This window comes from Flaviramulus multivorans (genome assembly GCF_021728415.1).
Classification (GTDB): domain Bacteria; phylum Bacteroidota; class Bacteroidia; order Flavobacteriales; family Flavobacteriaceae; genus Sabulilitoribacter; species Sabulilitoribacter multivorans.
Genome location: NZ_JAKKDV010000001.1, coordinates 621133 through 644207 on the forward strand (window position 1 = coordinate 621133; position 23075 = coordinate 644207).

Annotated in this window: 20 protein-coding genes; 14 read left to right on the forward strand and 6 right to left on the reverse strand. The window is 32.8% G+C overall.

Translation table 11 applies throughout. The features are described 5' to 3' along the window. Positions 1–50 precede the first annotated feature (50 nt). Genes L3X39_RS02740 through L3X39_RS02755 form a run of 4 tightly spaced genes read left to right on the forward strand, consistent with a single transcriptional unit; the run spans position 51 to position 3874 of the window. Positions 51–377, forward strand: a complete 327-nt coding sequence (locus L3X39_RS02740) for a helix-turn-helix domain-containing protein (RefSeq protein ID WP_237230099.1) — start codon at positions 51–53, stop codon at positions 375–377. A 2-nt stretch (positions 378–379) separates the two neighbouring features. Continuing rightward, positions 380–1957 (forward strand): DNA methyltransferase, encoded by a 1578-nt coding sequence (locus L3X39_RS02745; protein WP_237230101.1) that lies wholly within the window; start codon positions 380–382, stop codon positions 1955–1957. Beyond that, on the forward strand, positions 1954–3087 hold the full coding sequence (locus L3X39_RS02750) for a hypothetical protein (RefSeq protein WP_237230103.1): 1134 nt from the start codon (positions 1954–1956) through the stop codon (positions 3085–3087). Before L3X39_RS02745 ends, L3X39_RS02750 begins: the two co-directional genes overlap by 4 nt. A gap of 4 nt (positions 3088–3091) precedes the next feature. Continuing rightward, positions 3092–3874, forward strand: a complete 783-nt coding sequence (locus tag L3X39_RS02755; protein ID WP_237230105.1) for a TdeIII family type II restriction endonuclease — start codon at positions 3092–3094, stop codon at positions 3872–3874. Between the two features lie 19 nt (positions 3875–3893). Here L3X39_RS02755 and L3X39_RS02760 read toward each other — a convergent pair whose 3' ends face one another. Further along, on the reverse strand, positions 3894–5729 hold the full coding sequence (locus tag L3X39_RS02760; protein WP_237230107.1) for a cation:proton antiporter: 1836 nt from the start codon (positions 5727–5729) through the stop codon (positions 3894–3896). 71 nt (positions 5730–5800) lie between these two features. On the opposite strand from L3X39_RS02760, the gene L3X39_RS02765 reads away from it, so the two are divergent. Both L3X39_RS02765 and L3X39_RS02770 read left to right on the forward strand, forming a co-directional pair. Further along, entirely contained in the window at positions 5801–6700 is a 900-nt protein-coding gene (locus L3X39_RS02765) for a universal stress protein (protein ID WP_237230109.1), read from the forward strand. Further along, a complete protein-coding gene (locus L3X39_RS02770) occupies positions 6697–8895 on the forward strand; it encodes a SulP family inorganic anion transporter (protein ID WP_237230111.1) in 2199 nt (732 codons plus the stop codon). The genes L3X39_RS02765 and L3X39_RS02770 overlap by 4 nt, the downstream gene beginning before the upstream one ends. 7 nt (positions 8896–8902) lie before the next feature. On the opposite strand, the gene L3X39_RS02775 is transcribed toward L3X39_RS02770, so the two are convergent. Together L3X39_RS02775 and L3X39_RS02780 are read right to left on the reverse strand one after the other, a co-directional pair. Further along, complete coding sequence (locus tag L3X39_RS02775; RefSeq protein WP_237230114.1) at positions 8903–10684, reverse strand: SLC13 family permease; 1782 nt, start codon at positions 10682–10684, stop codon at positions 8903–8905. A 25-nt stretch (positions 10685–10709) separates the two neighbouring features. Next, on the reverse strand, positions 10710–11030 hold the full coding sequence (locus L3X39_RS02780; protein WP_237230116.1) for a DUF202 domain-containing protein: 321 nt from the start codon (positions 11028–11030) through the stop codon (positions 10710–10712). Between the two features lie 198 nt (positions 11031–11228). Here L3X39_RS02780 and L3X39_RS02785 point away from each other — a divergent pair, with 198 nt between their 5' ends. The 8 genes from L3X39_RS02785 to L3X39_RS02820 all read left to right on the forward strand — a co-directional run bounded on the left by L3X39_RS02785 (position 11229) and on the right by L3X39_RS02820 (position 20924). Beyond that, positions 11229–12089 carry an MBL fold metallo-hydrolase gene (locus L3X39_RS02785; protein ID WP_237230118.1) on the forward strand — a complete coding sequence of 287 codons (861 nt, stop codon included), beginning with the start codon at positions 11229–11231 and terminating at the stop codon, positions 12087–12089. A 24-nt stretch (positions 12090–12113) separates the two neighbouring features. Next, positions 12114–13724 carry a S8 family peptidase gene (locus tag L3X39_RS02790; RefSeq protein WP_237230127.1) on the forward strand — a complete coding sequence of 537 codons (1611 nt, stop codon included), beginning with the start codon at positions 12114–12116 and terminating at the stop codon, positions 13722–13724. A 10-nt stretch (positions 13725–13734) separates the two neighbouring features. After that, complete coding sequence (locus L3X39_RS02795; protein WP_237230129.1) at positions 13735–15552, forward strand: M1 family metallopeptidase; 1818 nt, start codon at positions 13735–13737, stop codon at positions 15550–15552. Positions 15553–15716: 164 nt separating this feature from the next. Then, entirely contained in the window at positions 15717–16301 is a 585-nt protein-coding gene (locus L3X39_RS02800; RefSeq protein ID WP_237230138.1) for an SET domain-containing protein, read from the forward strand. Positions 16302–16399: 98 nt separating this feature from the next. After that, complete coding sequence (gene rnpA, locus L3X39_RS02805) at positions 16400–16774, forward strand: ribonuclease P protein component (protein ID WP_237230140.1); 375 nt, start codon at positions 16400–16402, stop codon at positions 16772–16774. A gap of 11 nt (positions 16775–16785) precedes the next feature. Further along, a complete protein-coding gene (locus L3X39_RS02810) occupies positions 16786–18420 on the forward strand; it encodes a S41 family peptidase (RefSeq protein WP_237230142.1) in 1635 nt (544 codons plus the stop codon). Positions 18421–18530: 110 nt separating this feature from the next. Next, complete coding sequence (locus L3X39_RS02815) at positions 18531–19382, forward strand: OmpA family protein (RefSeq protein ID WP_237230144.1); 852 nt, start codon at positions 18531–18533, stop codon at positions 19380–19382. A gap of 6 nt (positions 19383–19388) precedes the next feature. Continuing rightward, a complete protein-coding gene (locus L3X39_RS02820; RefSeq protein ID WP_237230145.1) occupies positions 19389–20924 on the forward strand; it encodes a T9SS type B sorting domain-containing protein in 1536 nt (511 codons plus the stop codon). Between the two features lie 5 nt (positions 20925–20929). Here the strand turns inward: L3X39_RS02820 and L3X39_RS02825 are convergent, their stop codons facing one another. From L3X39_RS02825 to rpiB, 3 genes are read right to left on the reverse strand one after another with little or no spacing between them, the layout of a single operon-like run. Beyond that, positions 20930–21373 carry a GNAT family N-acetyltransferase gene (locus L3X39_RS02825; protein ID WP_237230154.1) on the reverse strand — a complete coding sequence of 148 codons (444 nt, stop codon included), beginning with the start codon at positions 21371–21373 and terminating at the stop codon, positions 20930–20932. Position 21374: 1 nt separating this feature from the next. Further along, entirely contained in the window at positions 21375–22292 is a 918-nt protein-coding gene (locus tag L3X39_RS02830; RefSeq protein ID WP_237230156.1) for a cation diffusion facilitator family transporter, read from the reverse strand. Then, the gene (rpiB, locus tag L3X39_RS02835) at positions 22293–22727 is read right to left on the reverse strand and encodes a ribose 5-phosphate isomerase B (RefSeq protein WP_237230159.1); all 435 of its coding nucleotides are present in this window, start codon (positions 22725–22727) and stop codon (positions 22293–22295) included. Positions 22728–23075: the final 348 nt, after the last annotated feature.

A 23075-nucleotide genomic window follows, 5' to 3' on the forward strand; every position in this document is an offset into this window, starting at 1 on the left:
AAATATTTTTATATTTGTCACAAATTGACAAGTCATAATATTCAAGTCAAATGAAAAAAACTTTTGGTGAATATATTCGCACACTAAGAAATGAGAGTGAGTTGACTCTTACTCAACTTGCTGCAAAACTTGATTTAGATTCTGCGAACTTAAGCAAAATTGAAAATGGTATTCGCGAGTTTGATGATAAAAGATTAGAAAAACTTGCAGATGTCTTTAATCTTGATTTAGAAAAATTGAAAACGGAATTCTACAGTGATTTTATTGCAAAAAAACTATATGAAGTAGATTGTGATAATCAAGTATTATTGTTGGCAGAAGAAAAAATAAAATATTTAAAGCAAAAGAACTTAATCCAAGGAAAACTAAAATTTTAAAAATGGCAGAATTACTAAATATCAAAGAAGCAAGTAATTGGGCTACAGAGTATCTTAAGAAAGAAGTATCCCCTTCTAATATTTCTTACCTCATTCAATACGGTAGAGTCAAAAAAATAGGAGAAAATGGAAACACTCAAGTAGCAGTTGAAGATTTGAAATCATATTATGAAAAAAACAACCAAACAAAAGAGGAAAGATGGAAGGATAAATTAGGTGAAGATCTGAATTGGACATTGTCGTTTTCGGAATATAAAGAATCTCAAACTACGAAACATGTTCATAGACTTCATCCATATAAAGGGAAATTTATTCCTCAATTAGTTGAATATTTTTTAGATGACCATACTGATAAATTCAAAAAAGATGTTTTTTTTAAAAAGGGAAATATTGTTCTCGACCCTTTCTGTGGCTCTGGAACAACTTTAGTTCAATCCAACGAATTGGGAATAAATGCAATTGGAGTTGATATATCAGCTTTTAATACAGAAATAAGTAACTCTAAAGTGGGAATTTACAACGTTAAACTCGTTAGTGAAACTGCTGATGCAGTATCAAAAAAACTTAAATCTTTTCTAAATAAACGAAATAACATTGAATTTGAAAATAAGTTACTTGAGAAATTAAAGGAGTTTAATAATAACTATTTTCCTTCTCCTGAGTACAAATACAAGGTGAGAAAAAAAGAAATTAACGAGAAAGAGTATGGTAAAGAAAAAGAGGACGATTTTTTAAAAACTTATAATGCACTAATTGAAGAATATTCTATTGGGCTATCACAAGATAAATCGGAAAGTTTTTTGGATAAATGGTTTGTTAAAGTTGTAAGAGAAGAAATTGACTTTGTGTTTAATGAAATCAATCAAATTAAGGATGAATCGACCAAAAAAATTCTTAGCATAATTTTAAGTAGAACAATTCGCTCTTGTAGAGCAACAACTCATTCAGATTTAGCTACATTATTTGAGCCTCAAATTCAAACTTATTATTGTAAAAAACACGGAAAAATATGTAAGCCACTTTTTTCTATTTACAGCTGGTTCAATAGATATTCAAAAGACACTATTAAAAGACTAAATCAATTTAATTCCTTAAGAACAGATACTTCTCAAATATGTTTAACAGGTGATAGTCGAAATATAGATATAGTAGGTGAATTGAAGAAAGTAGATTCTAATCTTGCAAAAATTGTGAAAACTAAAAAAGTCGATGGTATTTTTTCTAGTCCTCCGTATGTTGGTCTAATTGATTACCACGAACAACACGCTTATTCATATGACTTATTCGGTTTTGAAAGAAAAGATAATTTAGAAATAGGACCTTTATATAAAGGACAGGGAAAAGAAGCTAGAGAAAGTTATACTAAAGGAATAGCAGATGTTTTAAATAATAGCAAAATCTTTTTAAAAGACAACTATGATATATTTTTAGTTTCTAATGATAAATACAATTTATATCCAAAAATAGCTGAATTAGCTGGAATGAAAATAGTAAATCAATACAAAAGGCCTGTCTTAAATCGTGTTGAAAAAGATAGAAATGCATATTCCGAAATTATTTTCCATCTTAAGAGTGTATGAAAAAACTAATTGAAAGATTAGGTATTTCGGTTGAACACCTTAAATGCTTAGAAGATGTTTTTTTAGAAAACAACATAGAATATGCGCGTATTGAGGAAATACTAACATCTCCAGACTTTAATGATTTTTATACAGATATATCTCGGGAGCTATATGGAGGAGGAAAAAAACCACGCGGAAATGTTAAATTAGCTCGCCAAATGATTTTGGGAGATGTAATAGAATACATTTTCACTGGACGAGCATTTTATTATGCTGCAAAATCGAATTCAAATTTTCAGAATTTTCTTAAACTTATACTATACAGTGTGAATCAAATTTTATTATTTGACACAATAACCGTTAATCCAAAGCTAAGAACTCAATATATAGAAAAATTAGAAGAAAATATTGATTTACAATTTTTATATGAAAAAGAAGGAGACCAAGAAATTGCAAATCAACTAAAGGAAAGTAATGTACTTATTTGGACAGAGGATTGGACAACTCAAATTGATATGTTTGTAGATTCAATTTTACCCAAAACCTTGGGTTGCCCAAAAGAATTAGTGGTATTTGCAGAATTAATCCGTTTAAAAAAGGGAAATATTATTCCTTTACTTTTAATACAAAGAATATTTGGAGATAAAGATCCTATTGCTCCTCCAGATTTTCTAATTGCGAAAAACAATAAAGAGATTTATGGTATTGAGGTTGGTTATGCTAAAGAGGGACAGAGTAGAGAATTCTCGATAAGAACTTCAATTCCAACTTTTGCAGTTGACTTAAAGAATAATATGCACAATAGATGCCCAAAATGTGGTGAGAACATTTTGTATTGCGATCCAGTAATCGAAAAGTATTCTAATGGCACTCTGAGTGAACATTTGGATGAAAACGACAAATTTAAGTGTCAAGATTGCGAAAACTTTGATGAAGGAAGATGTATTTTTTCTAATTATTATGGTCGCGTAAATGGAACCTCTTTTAATGATAAAATTTTGGAAGCAAAAAAAAGCAGGCATTATCACACAAAATGTGTTAGAGAAGATAGCTTTACATTTAACAACCAAGAAAAATCAATACTTGAAGAAAATTTGAATAATTTTTTTGCACAAATTCCTGAAATCGACGGATTAGATAATTTATAAAAATATGGCACTATCAGATAATCAAAAAAGAAAAATTAAAGCATTGCTCTCTAGCAAAATTGAGAATAAATTAAAGACTTATGGTCGAGAAACTACATCTATGCCTTTCTTAGCTAGATTAATTCAAGACAATGAAAAAATTGCTGCATACTCATTCATACACTCTATGGCAACAACACTAGGTATGTCAATTTATGAAGATGTCTCTGTAATTTTAGCATCGGAAAACTCAGAAGAATGCTTTCGAAACTATGGTGTTGGTGGGGCGATTTCCAAAAATCAAAAATCTGTTATTGGAAACATCATTGCAAAATTAAGAAATGGTGAAAGGAAGGCTGAAATAAACGAAGAAAAAAATGAGGTTTTAGCTGCTTCTTCAGACAAAGGCGAATTTCAAAAATCAGGAAACATAGCCGATTTCTATATGAAACGAAAAGGAGAAGAATATTATTTTGAAATCAAAACTGTAAAACCAAATATTGATGTTTTTGAAAAAAGTAAAACCAAACTTTTGGAATGGGTAGCAAGACGAAGAAAACCTGTGAACGTTTTTCTTGCCTTTCCTTACAATCCATATCATCCTGAACCTTATTCTAGATTTACAGAATCAGGTATGATGGATGCTCCAAATGACTTTTTAGTTGGAGATGAGTATTGGGATTTTATTGGTGGCAAAGGAACTTTTCCTGAACTTTTAAAGACTTTTGACGAGGTTGGGAAGGAATTTAAAGAAAGGCTTGATAAAAAATTCAAAGACATCGCTAAAGACAAAATGGATTCTTATTAATCTAACGCTGCACCAAAAATCACACCTTTTCAACGTCAAATGGTTTTCCTAAATACACCAGTTGAAAGCCTTCTTCAATGGTATCAACCTCCAAATTATACGACGAAATTATATGAAGTTCACCATCTAAATCTTTTATAAATAAAGGTATTATATCCTTATCGTCGTTTGTTATTTTTATAAGACTCTCGTAATGCTCCTTATCTTCTAAATCAATTTCTTGAATAGATGGGTGCCGTTTTGTTAACTCAATTAGCGAACTAAAATCATTGGTATGCGAAAACAGGCCTTCGCGCGGGTTATTGTTTTCATCCTGCATTTCTTCTGTAGTCACCAATCTAAACGAGCCATTTTCACCAAATTGTTCCCCAAATTTATTGATGGCATATTTATTAATATCGGGGTTTCCTGTTAACGCCATTAAATATCCCACGTCGCTAAGCTCAATATTATCTAAAAGCGTATCCGAATATATATTGGTGGCAATAGCTTCTAAACCTAACTCTTTGGCTTTTTCAATATTTCGTTCATTGCTGTCAATAAGCACAACATGCCTACCGTTAGTTTCTAAATAATGCCCTAATAATCTAGAAATTTTGGACGCGCCTACTATTAAAATACCTCCAGATTTTTCTAAAAATACTTTTACCAGTTTTGCAAAAGCTCGTGCTGTAGTGGCGTTTAACAATACTGTTCCTAACACAATCATAAATACCAGCGGAGTAATGTATTCAGCATCTACAACACCTTTGTCAGCAAGCGTTAATCCAAATAACGATGCGATACCTGCAGCTACAATACCACGTGGTCCTACCCAGCTTATAAAAAGGCGTTCATTAGTTTTTAATTTAGAACCTTGTGTGCTTAAAAATACACCTATGGGTCTTATAATAAACACCACTAAGGCAAACAAAAGAGCTGCATTCCAGTTATAAACCAATAATAAATCTTCGAAATTTATATTAGCCGCTAGTAAAATAAATAATATGGAAATAAGCAGCACGCTTAAAGACTCTTTAAAATAGAGTAACTCTTTTAAGTATGGCGATTTTGAGTTTCCTAATACCATCCCCATAACCACAACTGCCAGTAATCCCGACTCATGCGCAAATGCATCCGATAAAATAAACACTCCCAAAACTGCTGCTAAGGCAAAAACATTTAATAGATAATGTGGTACTAGCTTTTTATTAATGATAAAATTTAGAGCATGTGCAAATGTAAAACCAAATGTGAAACCAAAAAGCACAATTTTACCAAACTCAATTAAGGCTGTTTTGGTAAACTCGCCTCCTGCTCCAACACTGATAAATTCAAATACCAATACCGCTACTAAAGCGCCTATGGGGTCAATTAAAATCCCTTCCCACTTTAACACCGCTGACACATCCTTTTTTAACGGAATATTCCTTAAAATAGGTGTAATTACCGTTGGTCCTGTAACTATAATGAGAGCCGCAAACAAATAAGATATTTCCCAGCTTAAATGAAACACATAATGCGCTGCTAACGCACCTCCGAAAAAAGTAACAATAGAGCCTATGGTAATTAGTTTGGTAATAACGGGGCCTACATTTTTTATTTCGTTAAAGCGTAATGTTAATCCGCCTTCAAAAAGAATAATACTTATAGCAAGCGATACAAAATAAAAAAGACTTTCTCCTGGAAACAAACCTTCTTTTCCATTCCAAATGGGTTCAATCCACTTGGTTCCGTCTTGCGATAAAAACTCTGCTGCAATAGGTCCAACCAGTAAGCCTATTAATATTAATGGTAAAATGGCGGGAATTTTAAATTTCCATGCTACCCATTGTGCCAAAATACCCAAAATAATAATACCTCCTAATTCTAACATATTTTTAAATCTGTTTTATAAAGTCGCTAATTTAACTAAAATCATATGATTGTTTTAGTTAAGCGTGTTCAATGTTTTTAAAAATACTATATTACGACTTTTTGTCAATATTCAATTTTTCTGTGAATTTAAAACCATTTAAACATATTGGTATAGGAGTTGCTTTTTCTCCAAACTTAAAAGCAAACCTTTATGAAGCAGCTAGGTTATCTGTTTTTTTTGGTGCTAAACTCGTTTTAATTCATGTGGGTGAAGCCTCCCTAGACAAAAAAACGATGCTGAGTATGACTCTAAAAAGCTTTGAAAAGGACCATTTAGACTATGAAGTGGTTTTTAAAACAGGAAACCCGGTTGATGTTATTTTGTCAACCACGGTAGAAAAAAAAATAGACTTATTAATATTAGGGGCGTTACAACGAGAAGGTTTTTTTAAGTATTATGTGGGGTCTATTGCTAGAAAAATAACACGTCAAGTAAAGTGCTCAATTTTATTATTAATTAAGCCATCTGTGGAGCGTATTCCATGTCAGCATATTGTAGTGAATGGTTTGAAAGACCCGAGGACAGAACAAACTATAACCTCAGCGTTTTATGTAGCGAAACAACTTAATTCCGAAAAAATTACCATTGTTGAAGAAATTAAAAAAGAAGAGGTTTCAGTAAAAGTTGAAGACGACAAATCGTTAAGACGAGCCACTATTATGAAAGAGCGGATAAAACTTCGCGAAAACTCCAGAATCAAAGAAATTATCAGTCATATTCCTGTTGATTGCACCAAAAATAAAATTGTAAAATTACAGCCTATTTTTGGTAGACAAGGGTATTCTATTGGGCATTACGCTCAAATTATGCGTGCGGACTTATTAGTAATGAATGCACCAAGAAAAATGACCTTTTGGGACCGATTATTCCCTCATGATATCGAACATATTTTAACCGAGTTGCCAACCGATGTACTAATTCTGCAATGAGTTCAAAAAAAAACAGCCTAAAAGCTTTTTTTAAAGCGATACCGCAAAATATTTTTTCAGGTTTTGTGGTAAGCCTTATTGCTTTACCTTTAGGTTTAGGGCTTGCTATGGCGAGTGATGCACCACCCATTTCGGGAGTTATAGCAGCCATTGTTGGCGGTATTGTAGTTTCTATATTAGGCGGTAGCCACGTTACAATTGCAGGACCTGGAAATGGTTTGGTAGGTGTTATTTTAGTGGCCATAACCACTCTGGGATTAGAAAGCACTTATGTAGCTATTATCTGCTCAGGAGTTTTACTCATCTTGTTGGGCTTTTTTAGAATGGGTACATTAGCCGATTTTTTTCCTTCTTCAGCCATTCAAGGTATGCTTGCCGCTATTGGCCTAATTATTTTAGGAAAGCAGTTTCATATTATGCTTGCTCATAAAATAAAAAGAGAAGATACTGTTGATTACCTTCTTGAAATTCCTTTCACCATTAATGACGCGCTTCATTACGGACGAGAGGGCTTAATTTATGCAGCGGCGGCCGGGGTAATAAGTTTGGCTATTATGGTTTTTTATTCGAAAATAAGAAACAAATACCTACAACTCATTCCAGCGCCTATGTGGATTGTGATTTTATCCATTAGCTTTAGCTATTTTTTTGAAATTGGATTGCACGAACCAAACCCTATTGCCAAAGAATATATGATTTCTGGTATCCCTTCTTTTCAGCAGATTATAGCAGACTTACCAACCCCTAACTTTAGTGGTGTTTTGAGTTTTTCTTTTTTGGGAAGCGTTTTGGCCTTAACCCTTATTTCTAGTATTGAGTCGCTTTTAAGCATTAAAGCGGTGGATAAATTAGACCCCGAAAAACGTCGTTCTAACGTCAATAAAGACCTTAAAGCTTTGGGGTTAGCAACCGTTGGTAGTGGCCTTTTAGGAGGCTTAAATGTTGTAACCGTTATTGCGCGCAGTTCGGTAAATGTAAATAATGGAGCCAGTAATCGTTCATCAAATTTTTTCCATGCCACTTTTTTAGTACTATTTATTGTGTTTTTTAGCACTCAGTTAACCCGTATTCCGTTACCTGCACTTATGGCTATTTTGGTTTATACAGGCTACAAGTTAGCCTCTCCAAAAGTTGTTAGAAATATGTTTTCTATAGGTAAAGAGCAGCTTATCATTTTTTTTGTGACTCTTATAGTGACCTTAAAAGTAGGACTGATAACGGGAATTTTAATTGGGGTTTTAACCACTTTAGTTATTCATATCGTCATTAATAAAAGTGCTGGAATGTTTTTAAGAAATGTTTTGAAACCAAATGTTTTAATGTATCAAGAACAGGATGGAAGAAATAATTTTTACGTGAGTGTAAAGCATTTTTGTAGTTTCCTAAATTATTTCCGCTTAAAGCAGCACCTAGATGCTATTCCAGAAGATCAAGATGTAATTGTTGATTTTTCCATGTGTGAGTTTGTTGATGATACGGTTATGGAAAACATTAATAATTATCAAGAGTTATTTGCTAAACGCGGTGGACATTTTGATGTAATTGGCTTAGATATGCATGATACTGATTCTAAACACCCTTATGCATCAAGGCGCTTATTAAGTGTTCCGAAAATTATTAAAAGCAGTTTAACGAGGCGTCAAACCACTATGGAAAGTTTAGCTGAAGACTATAAACTGACTTATAATTCTGAAAAGCGAAAGAATGTCATGTTCTTAAATAACTTTTTCTTCTTTAATACTAAAAAAATTAATCACATATACAATGAGCTATCTCAAAAAGATGATGATATTAAATTGTTTGATATCGAGTTTTCTGAAGGTGAATTTATAGCCAAAGAAGTTATTCACTCTACGATGCTTCATATCGATTTAAATTATGGCATACCACAATTCACTTTAGATAGAGAGGGGTTTTTAGAAAAAGTTTATGCGCTTGCGGGCTACAAAGACATTCCTATTGAAAACCATGTAGATTTTTCAAAACGCTTTTATTTGTTAGGAGAAAACGAGGAAGCCATTTTGGAATTTTTCAATGATGAAGTTACGCGGTTTTTTGAAAGTAATCCATACTACCATGTTGAATCTAATGGGAATGCGTTGCTAGTTTTTGGTAAAGAACGGTTAGCAAGTATTAAAGAGGTTAAGGCGCTTTTTGACTTTGGGAAACGTCTTAAACAAGTCGTTTCACCTTAGTCGTTTACTATCCGCTAGGGTTAAAAGGGAAAAAATACGGGATAATAAATGAAGCCGCTATCCAAATTAATATATTTAAAGGTGTTCCCATTTTTAAAAAGTCTGAAAACTGATAATTTCCCGGAGCATAAACCATTGTATTTGTTGGGTAACTCATTGGTGTCATAAACGTAAGAGAGCAAGCAAACATCACTGCTACCAAAAAGGGTCGTTCGCTAATTTGCATGCCATGTGCTAAACTAATTACAATAGGAACCATTAATGCCGCTGTAGCTTTACTAGAAATTAAATTGGTAAATATAACGGTAGCCAAATAGATGACACTTAAAGTAATATACGCGTTGTATTGACCTAGTGTCTCTTGAATATTTTGCGCAATTAATGTAGCACCACCCGTTTTTTCAAGAGCCGTACCCATTGAAAGTACACCAGCCATCATAAAAATGACTTTCCATTCAACAGTTTTGTAGGCTTCAATGGGTTTTAAAACACCTGTAAGAATCATTAACAACGCTCCTACCATGGCACTAATTAAAATGGAAGTAAAATTCAATGAAGCGGCTAAAACCACCCCGACGCCTATTAAAATAGCTGGAATTGCTTTTTTATAGTTTGTCTTCTTTTGTACGAATTCCGAAAGTCTAACTATAAGGTTTTGGTCTTCAAGATTATCTATTTCTTCTGGTTGCCCCAACATAAGCAACATATCGCCTTCTTTTAAAGAAATATGGGCTAATTTTTCGTATTTTATTTCGCCTCGTTGACGAATTGCAATAACCGAAGCATTGTATTGCCTTCTGAAATTAATCACCTTTAATGAACTTTCTGATAAGCTTGATCCAAAAGGAATAATAACTTCATATAAATTAAATGATTTGGACTTATCTTCGGCCGCTTTCATTCTATTGCTGCCTTTTATACTGTAACCTTCCAAATCTAACAATCTGGACATGGTTTCAGGAGGAGCTATAATTTTTAAAATATCGCCTTCTAAAATTTTAGTATCATAGTTAAAATTGTGCTTTAATTTATCTCCTCGAAGTATAGAAAGTATATTCACGTTGTAACTAGCCACAAGTTTAGATTTTCCAATAAAATTACCAATATCCCTACAGTCTTTTTCAACATATAACTCTGTAATATACGTTTCAGCCTTTCTTGTAAAAGCTTCGTTTCCGCCTCTGTTTTTTGGTAACAACAAAGGACCGATTATAAAAATATATGCAAAACCAATAGCAAGCAAGCAAAGTGCTGCACCGCTAAATTCAAACATTCCAAACTCATCTACACCATATTTTTTTGCATAACTGCTCACTAAAATATTAGTTGAGGTGCCAATAAGTGTACAGGTACCGCCAAACAAAGCGGCAAACGAAATAGGCATAAGTAACATGCTTGGGGTAATTTTTGTTTCTCTGCAAACCGTTAAGGCTATTGGTAGTAACAAAGCCACTACAGCTGTGTCGTTAATAAATGCAGAAAATACACCAGAAATTGAACAAAAAATTATTAAAGCAATACTGTAATGAATTTTTGCTAGTTTGATTATTTTATAGCTTAAACCATCTAAAATACCCGAACTAAAAATGCCTCCACTTACCACAAAAATGCAGCCTAAAGTTATGGTTGCTGGGTGGTTAAAGCCCGAAAAACCTTCTTCAGGGCTCAGTACACCTGCAACAATAAACATCGCCATTATTAAAATTGATGTAGTATCAATAGAAAAATAATCCTTAACAAAAAGGAACACCCCTACCAAAATAATAGCGAATGTAATTATAAGATCCATTGTTGCTTTTTGTTTTTATAAAATACTAGTCTTCCGTATTGTTTTCCTTTTCTTCTGTTCTATAATAAAGTTTTTTTAAGCTCTTTTTTAGTAGAGTAAATCTGTAAATTCCGATAACAAAAAAAATAGCGCTAAATACAAGAGATAAAATTGCTAAATATTCGAAATTGGAAAATTCTTTAAGCTGAAAAAAAGCAATACCCCCTAATAGTAAATACAAAGAGGATCTAATGTATGACAAAAGAGTTCGTTCATTTGCAAGTCGAGTTCGTTCAATGGCTAGGTAATCTCTTAAAATCACCTCTTGATCTGGTTTAAAATCACGACCAAATCTTAGCAACTTCATTTTCTTGATTTTGATTGGTGATTTAACTATCTGCTTCATTGTTAAGTAAATTTTATGTACTTAAAAGTAATTCTTTTCTGGAGCGTTTCAAAAATAAAATTTTGAGAAAGTGTTAAAATAAAGCTATTATTTATGCATAAATCTCATTATTTTTAACGCTTTTAGTAATTTGCGCTCCTTTTAATTATATAATTTTTAATGAACTTATACCCAATAAATGCAGGAAATCTAAAACTCGATGGCGGTGCCATGTTTGGTGTCGTACCAAAATCGTTATGGGAACGTACTAATCCTGCAGATGCCAATAATATGATTGAGCTTACCACGCGTTGTTTGCTTATTGAAGATGGCAACCGCCTTATTTTAATAGATAATGGCATGGGTAACAAGCAGTCTGAAAAGTTTTTTGGATATTATCATCCTTGGGGTAATTTCAGTCTAGACAGCTCACTCAAAGCAGCTGGATTTCATCGTGATGATATTACTGATGTATTTATGACTCATTTGCATTTCGATCATTGCGGCGGCAGTATTCAATGGAATAAAGATAAAACGGGTTATGAACCCGCTTTCAAAAACGCCCATTTTTGGAGCAATAAAGATCATTGGTTATGGGCGACTCAACCTAACCGACGGGAAAAAGCATCATTTTTGCGAGAAAACATTATGCCTATGGAAGAAAGTGGTCAATTAAAATTCACGTCGCTTCCCGAAAACGATTTACTGAAAAGTTCGGAACTTGGTTTTGATATCTTTTTTGCTAATGGGCATACCGATAAGCAAATGATTCCTCTCATTAATTACAAAGACAAGACCATTGCGTTTATGGCAGATTTACTGCCCACGGTTGGCCATTTGCCTTTGCCTTTTGTTATGGGATATGACACCAGACCATTATTAACCCTCGATGAAAAGGAAAAATTTCTTAATCTTGCAGCTGAAAATAATTACTATTTATTTTTAGAGCATGATGCGCACCACGAAATTATCACAGTGAAAAAAACCGAAAAAGGTGTGCGTTTGGATAGTGTTTATACAACCCAAGATATATTCAATTAAATTAATAGCAAATTCAAAAAAAGCATGAAAACGATTAAAACATTAGCTACACTTAGCGTACTCAGTATTCTTATTTTCGGATGTGGTAGTACCGCGCCTATTATTTCAACACCTGTTGAAAATATAGATTCCTCACCTTTAAAAATATCTGATTTAACTGAAGCCGAAAAACAAAATTGGGGGCATTTAGACTTAGTGAAAGATACCATTCCTGGAATGAGTGTTGATAAGGCTTATGCCGAAATTATAAAGAATAGAAAAGGTAAAAAAGTTGTTGTTGCAGTTTTAGATTCTGGTATCGATATTGACCATGAAGATTTAAACGATGTTATTTGGACTAACGAAGATGAAATTCCAAATAATGGGAAAGACGATGATAAAAACGGATATGTTGATGATGTACATGGTTGGAATTTTTTAGGTGATGCCTATGATGAGCAATTAGAGCTTACAAGAATTTTAGCAAGCGGAGATACTAGCAATCCTGATTATGCAAGAGCTCAAGCAGAGTATGAAACCGAATACCAAAAATGGTTAAGCAGAAAAACACAATACGATCAAATCTATCAACAAATTTCGGATGTAGACGATGCTTTAACCAAACATTTTGGTAAAAGTGACTATACCAAGGAAGAGGTAAGCGCTATTAAAACAGATGACCCTGCTTTAAATCAAGCAAAGCAAATTGCACAATACATGTTTAGTAATGGTGTTGATTCACTTTCAGAACCGTTAGAAGAAATAAATGATGCCTTGGAAAATGTTAACGAGCGATTGAATTATCATCTTAACAAATCCTTTAAAGGACGTGTAACAGGTGATAACCCAGATGATATGTCAACTAAGTTTTACGGTAATAATAATGTAAAACCAGTTAAAAAAAGTGAGAGCCATGGCACGCATGTTGCAGGTATTATAGCTGCTGAACGCAATAATGGAAAAGGTGCTAACGGCGTTGCTAACAATGTAGAGATAATGAGTGTTAGAGTTGTTCCTAATGGTGACGAATATGATAAAGATGTTGCTTTAGCAATTCGATATGCAGTGGATAATGGTGCGTCTATCATTAACGGTAGCTTTGGTAAAAGCTATTCTCCACATAGTGATTGGGTAAGAGAAGCCATTGCTTATGCGGCTCAAAAAGATGTGGTTTTTGTACATGCTGCTGGAAATGACAGTAATGACGTTGATGTAGAACCGAACTTCCCAGATGATAATATTAATGGTAAAGAAATCTCAGACACGTATATAAGAGTTGGGGCTTTGGCACCAAAATATGGTTCAAATATGGTGGCGGGGTTTTCAAACTATGGAAAAAACAATGTAGATGTATTTGCTCCTGGAGCAAGTGTTTATTCAACAACACCTGAAAACGAATACGATACAAAAGGAGGTACATCAATGGCGGCTCCAGCGGTAGCTGGTGTAGCGGCGTTAATTCGTTCTTATTATCCAAAATTAACAGCGGCTCAAGTAAAACAAATTATTATGGATTCAGGGTTGGCAATCAAATCAAAAGTTATTGTTGGTGGTGATACTAATAATATTAAGCCTTTTGGAGATCTATCTAAATCAGGCAAAATGGTAAACGCCTACAATGCTTTAATTATGGCTTCAAAACTAGCTGCTCTTTAATCATTAAATTATGAATCGATTCTTTATATTTATTTTTTGCATTTCAATATTAACCTCGTGTAACTCTACAAAAGAGGTTGTTGTAACACAACCTCCTGTAATAGTCGCTCCTCAAGCGTCATCAACAGCGTCTGAATCTTGCTATTGGCAACAACATGTTGATTACAAGATGGATATTGATATGGATGTAAACACCTATCAATACAAGGGAAAGCAGCAATTAGTTTACACAAATAATTCTCCCGAAGTATTAACACGAGTATATTACCATTTGTACTTTAATGCGTTTCAACCAGGAAGCGAAATGGATGTACGATCACGCACGATAGCAGACCCGGACTCAAGAGTAAGAGACCGGATAAGTAAATTAAAGCCTAATGAAATTGGTTATATAAAAGTTAATTCGTTAAAACAAAATGGTGTCGACTTAAAACATGAAACAGTTGGTACTGTTTTAGAGGTTGATCTAGCAAAACCTATTCAACCCGGTGAAAGTGTAACCTTCGATATGGTTTTTGATGGGCAAGTACCTGTGCAAATTCGTCGTTCTGGTAGAAACAATAAAGAAGGTGTTGCTCTGTCAATGACTCAGTGGTACCCTAAATTAGCTGAATACGATTTTGAAGGTTGGCATGCCGACCCTTATATTGGACGTGAATTTCATGGTGTTTGGGGCAATTTTGATGTGAAGTTAACCATCGACAAAAACTATGTGGTTGGTGGTACTGGTTATTTACAAAGCGAAACCAAAGCGACTTACAATAAAAAAATATTGCACTTTGTAGCGCCTAATGTTCATGATTTTACTTGGGCTGCCGACCCTGATTATATTCACGATACCATGCAAGTGCCTAATGGCCCTATTTTAAATTTTTACTACAAAAAAACCTTAGAAAAAGATAAACTAGAAAACTGGAAAAAGCTACAACCTAAAACAGTTGAGCTTATGAAATATTTTAGTGAGCATATTGGTACATACCCTTATAAGCAATATTCGGTCATTCAAGGTGGTGATGGTGGTATGGAATATGCCATGTGTACTTTAATTACTGGTAATAGAAGTTTTGGTAGTTTGGTAGGTGTAACGGCTCATGAATTGGCTCATAATTGGTTTCAATTTTTATTAGCTACCAATGAGGCAAAACATGAATGGATGGATGAGGGTTTTACTAGTTATATCAGTGATTTAGCTGTTAATGAAATTATGAGTCCTAAAAAAGAGAACCCGTTTACTCCTGCTTATAATGACTATCTTAGTTTGGCAAAATCTGGTTTTGAGCAACCGCTCACAACGCACGCCGACAGATATAAGTATAACGCGGCTTATAGTGATTCAGCATACAATAAAGGAGAGGTGTTTTTAGCACAGTTAGGATATGTAATAGGTGAAGAAAATTTAAAAAAGACTATTAAAAAGTACTTCGTGGATTTTGCTTTTAAGCATCCAAAACCTTTAGATATAATTAGAACTGCTGAAAAAGTATCTGGTTTAGAACTCGATTGGTATTTAATAGATTTTGCTCAAACCACAAACACCATTGACTATGCTGTAAAACTTTTTGCTAATAAAACAATCACTTTAGAGCGTATTGGTTTAATGCCTATGCCCATAGACTTAAAGGTGACTTACACTGACGGAAGCAGCGAAGATTTTTACATTCCATTACAAATGATGCGCGGTGAAAAACCCACTTCAGCAACTATTATAAAAGATTGGGCTTGGGCATATCCAACCTATACTTTTGAAGCATCAAAACCCGTAAAATCTGTTGAAATAGACCCTAGTGGTTTAATGGCGGATATTGAGCGAGAAAACAATAAAAAATAACGCTCTTTTTAAAAACCTATTTTAAAGCCTTTTTGTGAAAACAAAGAGGTTTTTCTTTATAAAGCATTCTTTTTTAAGTTTAAAATAATATTTCTCTATCGGTTAATTTTGGTGTAAAACGGATGCTAATATGCATTATATTCGCTATGATAATTTTATAATATATGATTCATCCTAATACAGAACTGAAATTTATTAACGATGATGTTGGTTACGGTGTTGTTGCCACCAAATTAATTCCAGCTGGCACGATTACATGGGTACTAGATAAATTAGATAGAGAATTTAGCCCTTCTGATTTCCAGTCAATGGATCCATTATATCAGAATATTTTAGAAACCTATACTTACAGGAACAACAAAGGCAATTTGGTACTTTGTTGGGATCTTGGTCGCTTTGTAAATCATAGTTTTAACTCAAATTGCTTAACCACCTCTTATGATTTTGAAATAGCCATTAGAGACATTTGTCCAGGAGAACAGTTAACAGATGATTATGGATATTTAAATATCTCAGAGCCTTTTAGAGGGATTGATGAGGGTACAAAAAGGAAGGTGGTTTACCCTGACGATTTAACAAAATACTACAAAGTTTGGGATAAAAAAATTGAAACTGTTTTTAATAAAATCGTTTTGCAAGAGCAGCCTTTAAAGCCTCTGATTGAACCCAAGTTGTGGGTTAAAATTCAAAACATTGTTGATGGAAAAGAGCCTATGGACTCTATACTAAACAATTATTTTAAGCAATAAAAAGTATAAGGTTGTGGAAAAGATAGTAAAAACCATTTGATAGGCTTGGTTTGGTGGGTTTTTAATTTTACTACCTTTACTTTTATAAAACAGAACGCTTGAAATTTACCTACTCAAAAAAAGAAAAACTTAAAAGTAAAAAACTTATTGACCAGTTGTTCTCAGAAGGTCAATCTGTTTCAGCCTTTCCATTACGATTGGTTTATTTACAAACCGCCTTTGATGATGATGTAATAGTAAAAACTGGTGTTTCAGTAAGTAAGCGCAATTTTAAAACTGCTGTTGACAGGAATCGTGTAAAGCGCTTGTTGAGAGAATCTTATAGACTAAACAAAGCTATTTATTTTAACAATTTAACAACACAATACGCGTTTATGATTTTGTACATTGGCAAAGACAAACCTACATTAACCGAAGTTGAAAATAGTATGAAACGGTTATTTGAAAAGTTTACAAGTAAAATTTCTGAATAAAATCTCGCGTCATGAAAATAATACTAAAAAAGAAAATAATAATTCCTTTATTGGCCTGCGCCATTTTTTTAACAACAACGGCCTTTAAAAATGACTTTTTTGAAATTGCTAAACAAATAGAGATTTTTACAACTTTATTTAAGGAGCTCAACATGAATTATGTTGATGAAACCAACCCGGGCGATTTAATGGATACTGCTATTAAAAGCATGTTGGCGGATTTAGATCCGTACACCAATTTTATGAACGAGCAGGATGTGGAAGCAGCAAGAATAAATAATACTGGAGACTACACGGGTATTGGAGCAAAAGTAAAAACGCTAAAAGATAAACTAGTAATTATAGAGCCTTATAAAGATTACCCTGCAGACAAAGCAGGTTTAAAGGCGGGCGACGAGATTATTAAAGTTGGAAACATTTTAGTGGAAAGCTATAAAGAAGATGCGGGCGATTTACTAAAAGGGGCATCAGACACATCTGTTGAAGTGACTTTTAAAAGACAAGGGAAAACGCAAACCGCAACCATAAAACGTGCTGAAGTAGAAATAAAAGCAGTTCCTCATTTTTCAATGGTTAATAATAAAACGGGGTATATTGTTTTAAGTCGTTTCAGCGACAAAGCGTCTAATGAAACCAACTATGCGCTACGCGATTTAAAAGCACAAGGTGCAGAACGAATTATTTTAGACTTAAGAGGAAACCCTGGAGGGTTGGTTAATGAAGCTATTAATATTGTTAATCTTTTTGTTCCAAAAGGGCAATTAGTGGTAACGACAAAATCTAAAGTTGAAAAATATAACAAAACCTATTACACACAAAACCAACCCATTGATACTGAAATTCCATTAATCGTTTTAATTGATGGTAATAGTGCTTCTGCAAGCGAAATTGTTTCGGGGTCTTTACAAGATTTAGATCGCGCGGTTATTGTAGGTTCTAGAAGTTTTGGTAAAGGTTTAGTGCAGCGCCCAAAACAGTTGACTTATGGTACGCAGGTTAAAATAACTATTTCAAGATATTATACACCTTCTGGTAGGTGTATTCAAGCTTTAGATTACTGGCAAAGGGATGATAAAGGTGAAGCCGTACGCATAAAACAGGAAAACTATAATGAGTTTAAAACTAAAAACGGACGAAAAGTGTTTGATGGTGGTGGAGTTTTACCTGATGAGTTTGTAGGTTCTACCAAAAACTCACCCGTAACAACAGCTATTATAAATAATGATTTTGTTTTTAACTATGCCACCAATTATCATTATACGCACAACATAAGTGATATAAACAAGTTAAAGTTAACAGATGCTGATTTTAAAGACTTTAAAAGTTATTTGAAAACTCAGAATTTTTCATTTGAAACGGATACTGAAAAAGCACTTCGAAAAGCGTTTGAAACCTCTAAAGAAGAAGAATTAAACGATAATATTCTGTCAGAATATAATGCATTAATTACATCTCTAAAAAATTCAAAAACATCTATTATTGATGAAAATAAAGATTATTTATTAGGATTGCTAACAGAAGAAATTGTGAAGCAATACGTGTACAGAGAAGGGCTGTATGAGTATTATAAAATTCATGATTCTAATATTAAAAAGGCTACAGAAATACTTGGTAATTTGTCGATTTATTCAAACTATTTGAAGTAACTATTGGTTTTTCAACCTATTATAGGTGTGTTTTAACCCAAAATAGCACTCGTTTTTAAACAAATTCATTAAAAACAGTATATTTATAAACTTATTCTATAACCCCAATTATGAATAAACTAATAGCATTTATACTTATTTTATTAAATTTTGGAATTGTTTTATCTCAAAATGACCTAACGCATGTGGTTTATTTTGAAACTGATAAATTCGATGTTCCAAACACGGAAGAAAATCGCCTCTTACTTTTTATATCAAGTTTAATGGATATGGATATAGAGTCTATTTCCATTTATGGGTTTTGTGACGATAGAGGTGCAGATACATACAATTTAAAACTTTCCCAACAGCGCGCTGACGCTATAAAAGCTATTTTTTCTAATAATGAAATAAGTGAGTCTTTAATTACCAATGTTGATGGTAAAGGTGAAATCCTTTTAAAAATTGTTGAAGAGAAAAATATTTTAAAAATAAGAGGCTTAAACAGAAAAGTAGAAATTATTGTAAAACCAAAACCGCCAGAAGTTAAAAAAGTAAAAGATTCTATTCCTGCTATTAAGGAAAAAAGCGTGGTGGACTTAATAAAAGAAAGCGCAAAAGGTGATAAAATAATTTTTAAAGATATTTTGTTTAAAACAGGGTACGCTACTGTAACCCCAGATTCAAAGAAAATATTAAATGATATCGCCAAAGTACTTGTTGATAGAAAAGATATATACTTCACCATTCAAGGGCATGTATGTTGTACCCAATTTACAAGAGACGCTGTTGATAGAAAAACCAAACTTCGAAATCTATCCGAAGCGAGGGCTAAGTATGTTTATGAATACTTTGCAAAAAAAGGTGTTGATAAAAAACGTATGCGACACTTAGGGATGCGCAGAAAATTTCCGCTAGGTGGCGATCCTAAGTTTGATAGACGAGTAGAAATTGTTATTACCTACGTTGATGAAAATAAATAAAGCGTTATGGTTAATAAAGTCTACATCGGTTTTGTTATTACATTTTGCTTAATAAGTTTTAAAGGCATATCACAAACTTTTGTGCCTGATGATAATTTTGAACAAGCCTTAATCGATTTAGGTTACGACTCTGGCCCCTTAGATGATTTTGTTCCTACAGCAAACATTAGCAGTGTTACTACTTTAAGTATTACAGATAAAAGTATTTTAGACCTTACTGGTATTGAAGATTTTACAGCTTTATCAATACTTGATTGCTCGGGCAACCAGTTAAGTTCAATAAATGTGTCTCAAAACACCAATTTAACAGAGTTATATTGTTTTGGAAACCAGTTAACTAACCTTAATGTTACATCACTTAGTGCTTTAAAAATTCTATGGTGCTATCAAAATCGACTAACAAATTTAAACGTGTCTCAAAATACCGAGCTAATTTCGCTGCTTTGTGGTATCAATCAGATTCAAAATTTAGATGTTTCAAATAATACAAAACTAGTAGTTCTTTCTTTCCAAAGAAATGAAATATCAGATATTGATGTTACCAATCTTACTAATTTAATGAGGTTACAAGGTGGTAATAATCTGCTTAAAACTTTAGATGTTTCAAAAAACACCAAGTTAAGTACACTAACCATTCAAAATAATGAGATTTCTGCTATTGATATTTCTAATCTTACTGAGTTAGACAGACTTCAATGTGGTAGAAACCTTTTAACTGCTTTAGATATTTCTAAAAATTTAAAATTGACATATGTTTCGTGTGAAATCAACCAAATTATAGAACTAGACCCAAGTAAGAACTTAAACCTGATTACCTTAATTTGTTATTTTAATTTAATATCCGAGCTCGATGTAACTAAAAATACTGCTTTAGTTGTTTTAGATTGTAGTAACAATCTTTTGTGTAGCCTTAATATAAAAAATGGTAATAATAAGTTTACTGTAGTAGATTTTCGTTTAAACTACTTTTTGAGCTGTGTGGTTGTTGATAGCCCTTCAGATATTCCTATTAATTGGGAGCCAGAAGATTATCAAGGTTATGTGTCATCAGTGGATGAATGCCCTGATGCAACCCTCGTAGATGCTTTAAGTGATGTAGTAGCAAATAACTCGTTTACCTTACCAATATTAACCAATGGAAGCTATTTTACTGCCTCTGGTGGAAATGGAACCATGTTAAATTCTGGTGATACAATTACATCCTCGCAGACCATATATATTTATAACGAATCTAGCTGTGGAATAAACGAATCAAGTTTTAACGTGTTAATATTAAATGGTGAGGATTATTATGTTCCGAAGTACTTTACCCCAAACAATGATGGTAGTCATGATTTTTGGCAAGTTGTTGATAGTAATAACACTATTAACAATATTACCATTTACGATCAGTATGGAAAGTTATTAAAGTTTTTATTACCTAATTCTATTGGATGGGACGGAACCTATAATGGAGCGCATTTACAAAGTAATGATTACTGGTATGTGCTTGTTTTAAATACTGGCGAATCGGTTACAGGACATTTTACGTTAAAACGATAAAGAGCTTACTCTCTTATCATAGCAATGTGTGGTATATCGTCTTCAAGATATTCTTCACCTATAGCTTTAAAACCTAAATTAGTATAAAATTGCTTTAAATAACACTGCGCAGAAATTTTAATTAAACTTACATTAAAATTATCGTTTACCACTTCAATGGAAGCGTTCATAATATCATATCCGTATTTAAAAGCTCTTTCATTTTTAGCTACAACTACTCTACCTATACTGGCTTCTTTAAAATAATCACCTGGTTTAAAAATGCGTGTATAGGCAACTAATTTATCATTTTTAAAGCCTAAAACATGCAATGCTTTTTGGTCTTTCCCATCGATATCTTGGTAAACACAATCTTGCTCTACAACAAACACCTCGCTTCTAAGTTGTAATACATCATACAATTCTTGAAGTGTTAAATCAGAAAACGTTTTTACCTTGGTTTTTATCATTTTAATCCTGAACAATCACATCTTTAACATCATCCTTACCAAACTCGGGTTGAATGTTAACGTGGTTTATATCATATTTCTTGAACACCAAATCCTCTATTTTATGTAAAATAACATCAAATTGCGAAAGCGTAATATCTTTATTAAAATCAATATGCGCTTCTAGGTGAATTTCTTCTTCATTTAACTGCCAAACATGAACATGATGTACGTTTTTTATACTTTCAAAAGCGTTTATTTCTTCTACAATTTGCTTAACAGGAATAGTGTCTGGAGTAAACAGCATTAATACTTTAGTAGAGTCTTTTAATAAATCATAACCCATCCAAATTAAATACAGCGCAATTGCAAATGTTAATACACTATCTACCCAAAATACTTCGTAATACTTCATCAAAAGCCCACCTATTAAAACCGCTATACTAGCCATCATATCGGTTAATAAATGTAAATAAGCACTTTTCATATTCATATTGGCTTCAGAATCTTTTTTTAATAAAAGTACACTTAAACCATTCGCAATTATTCCAAGAAGCGATAACCAAATAACAAGATTAGATTCTATTTCTTCGGGGTTTTGAAACCTTTTTATAGCTTCAATAATTAGTAAAACAGCAACAATAATTAAAGTAGAAGCATTTATAAATGCCGCTAAAATTTCTGCACGCTTATAACCAAAAGTTCTATGTAACGACGCTTGTTTTTTAGCTAATTTATTAGCTATATAACTTACCACTAATGATAGAACATCACTAAAATTATGAAGCGCATCACTTAAAAGCGCTAAACTACCAGAAATAATACCACCTATTACCTGAGACGCTGTAATAAGAATATTTAAAAGAATAGATATAAAAAGATTTCGTCCTTTTAAATCTGAATGACTATGAGAATGATTGTGTGAATGATTATGCGACATTTAACAAGATAATGGAATTTTATCTATACGTTTTTGGTGTCTACCACCTTCAAATGGTGTGTTTAAAAATGTTTCAACCATTTCAACAGCTTGGTGTATAGCGGTAAACCTAGCTGGAATACATAATACATTAGCATTGTTATGACTTCTAGTTAATTGTGTTATTTCTTTATTCCAACACAAACCAGCGCGTATTTTTTGGTGTTTATTAGCAGTCATAGCAACACCATTGGCACTCCCACATATAAGGATGCCATAATCGGATTTTTTTGATTCCACATCATCTGCAACAGGATGCACAAAGTCTGCATAATCTACACTGTCTACACTATCAGTGCCATGATTAATAACCGTATATCCTTTTAACTCTAAATACTTTACAATCGCAAATTTATAATCCGTTCCTGTGTGATCGTTTCCTATTGAAATAGTCATTTTTTAAATATTATTTGTATAATACAAAGTTAGTAATAACTAGGTAATGTGTACTAGTATATTCATTACTTGTTAATAAGTGTTTATAGTTTTATAAAATTAAAATTTTGTTTTGTCATTAAAAATTACAATCAATAACATTTAGGTAACATACAAATAAGTTAATGTAAATTTTTAGTTAAGTTATAAGTACCAAAACGTATAGTTTTAAGTGGTGTTAATTATCTTTTTTATTAAAAAATGTTGTTAATATTAGTTTCTAACGATTGTTAATAGAAAATTCAAAGAGGTTCAAATTAAATTAGTTAAGCTTTTAAAAGCTGTTCATTATATATCAACAACATTCAA

What these genes read in the sequence shown, in the direction of transcription:
- L3X39_RS02755 (WP_237230105.1), top strand. Translation starts at nt 3,092, where the DNA reads ATGGCACTATCAGATAATCAAAAAAGAAAAATTAAAGCATTGCTCTCT.
- L3X39_RS02820 (WP_237230145.1), top strand. Translation starts at nt 19,389, where the DNA reads ATGGTTAATAAAGTCTACATCGGTTTTGTTATTACATTTTGCTTAATA.
- L3X39_RS02790 (WP_237230127.1), top strand. Translation starts at nt 12,114, where the DNA reads ATGAAAACGATTAAAACATTAGCTACACTTAGCGTACTCAGTATTCTT.
- L3X39_RS02825 (WP_237230154.1), bottom strand. Translation starts at nt 21,373, where the DNA reads ATGATAAAAACCAAGGTAAAAACGTTTTCTGATTTAACACTTCAAGAA.
- L3X39_RS02810 (WP_237230142.1), top strand. Translation starts at nt 16,786, where the DNA reads ATGAAAATAATACTAAAAAAGAAAATAATAATTCCTTTATTGGCCTGC.
- L3X39_RS02830 (WP_237230156.1), bottom strand. Translation starts at nt 22,292, where the DNA reads ATGTCGCATAATCATTCACACAATCATTCTCATAGTCATTCAGATTTA.
- rpiB (WP_237230159.1), bottom strand. Translation starts at nt 22,727, where the DNA reads ATGACTATTTCAATAGGAAACGATCACACAGGAACGGATTATAAATTT.
- L3X39_RS02775 (WP_237230114.1), bottom strand. Translation starts at nt 10,684, where the DNA reads ATGGATCTTATAATTACATTCGCTATTATTTTGGTAGGGGTGTTCCTT.
- L3X39_RS02780 (WP_237230116.1), bottom strand. Translation starts at nt 11,030, where the DNA reads ATGAAGTTGCTAAGATTTGGTCGTGATTTTAAACCAGATCAAGAGGTG.
- L3X39_RS02785 (WP_237230118.1), top strand. Translation starts at nt 11,229, where the DNA reads ATGAACTTATACCCAATAAATGCAGGAAATCTAAAACTCGATGGCGGT.
- L3X39_RS02795 (WP_237230129.1), top strand. Translation starts at nt 13,735, where the DNA reads ATGAATCGATTCTTTATATTTATTTTTTGCATTTCAATATTAACCTCG.
- L3X39_RS02745 (WP_237230101.1), top strand. Translation starts at nt 380, where the DNA reads ATGGCAGAATTACTAAATATCAAAGAAGCAAGTAATTGGGCTACAGAG.
- L3X39_RS02815 (WP_237230144.1), top strand. Translation starts at nt 18,531, where the DNA reads ATGAATAAACTAATAGCATTTATACTTATTTTATTAAATTTTGGAATT.
- L3X39_RS02770 (WP_237230111.1), top strand. Translation starts at nt 6,697, where the DNA reads ATGAGTTCAAAAAAAAACAGCCTAAAAGCTTTTTTTAAAGCGATACCG.
- L3X39_RS02740 (WP_237230099.1), top strand. Translation starts at nt 51, where the DNA reads ATGAAAAAAACTTTTGGTGAATATATTCGCACACTAAGAAATGAGAGT.
- L3X39_RS02750 (WP_237230103.1), top strand. Translation starts at nt 1,954, where the DNA reads ATGAAAAAACTAATTGAAAGATTAGGTATTTCGGTTGAACACCTTAAA.
- L3X39_RS02765 (WP_237230109.1), top strand. Translation starts at nt 5,801, where the DNA reads ATGTTTTTAAAAATACTATATTACGACTTTTTGTCAATATTCAATTTT.
- L3X39_RS02760 (WP_237230107.1), bottom strand. Translation starts at nt 5,729, where the DNA reads ATGTTAGAATTAGGAGGTATTATTATTTTGGGTATTTTGGCACAATGG.
- L3X39_RS02800 (WP_237230138.1), top strand. Translation starts at nt 15,717, where the DNA reads ATGATTCATCCTAATACAGAACTGAAATTTATTAACGATGATGTTGGT.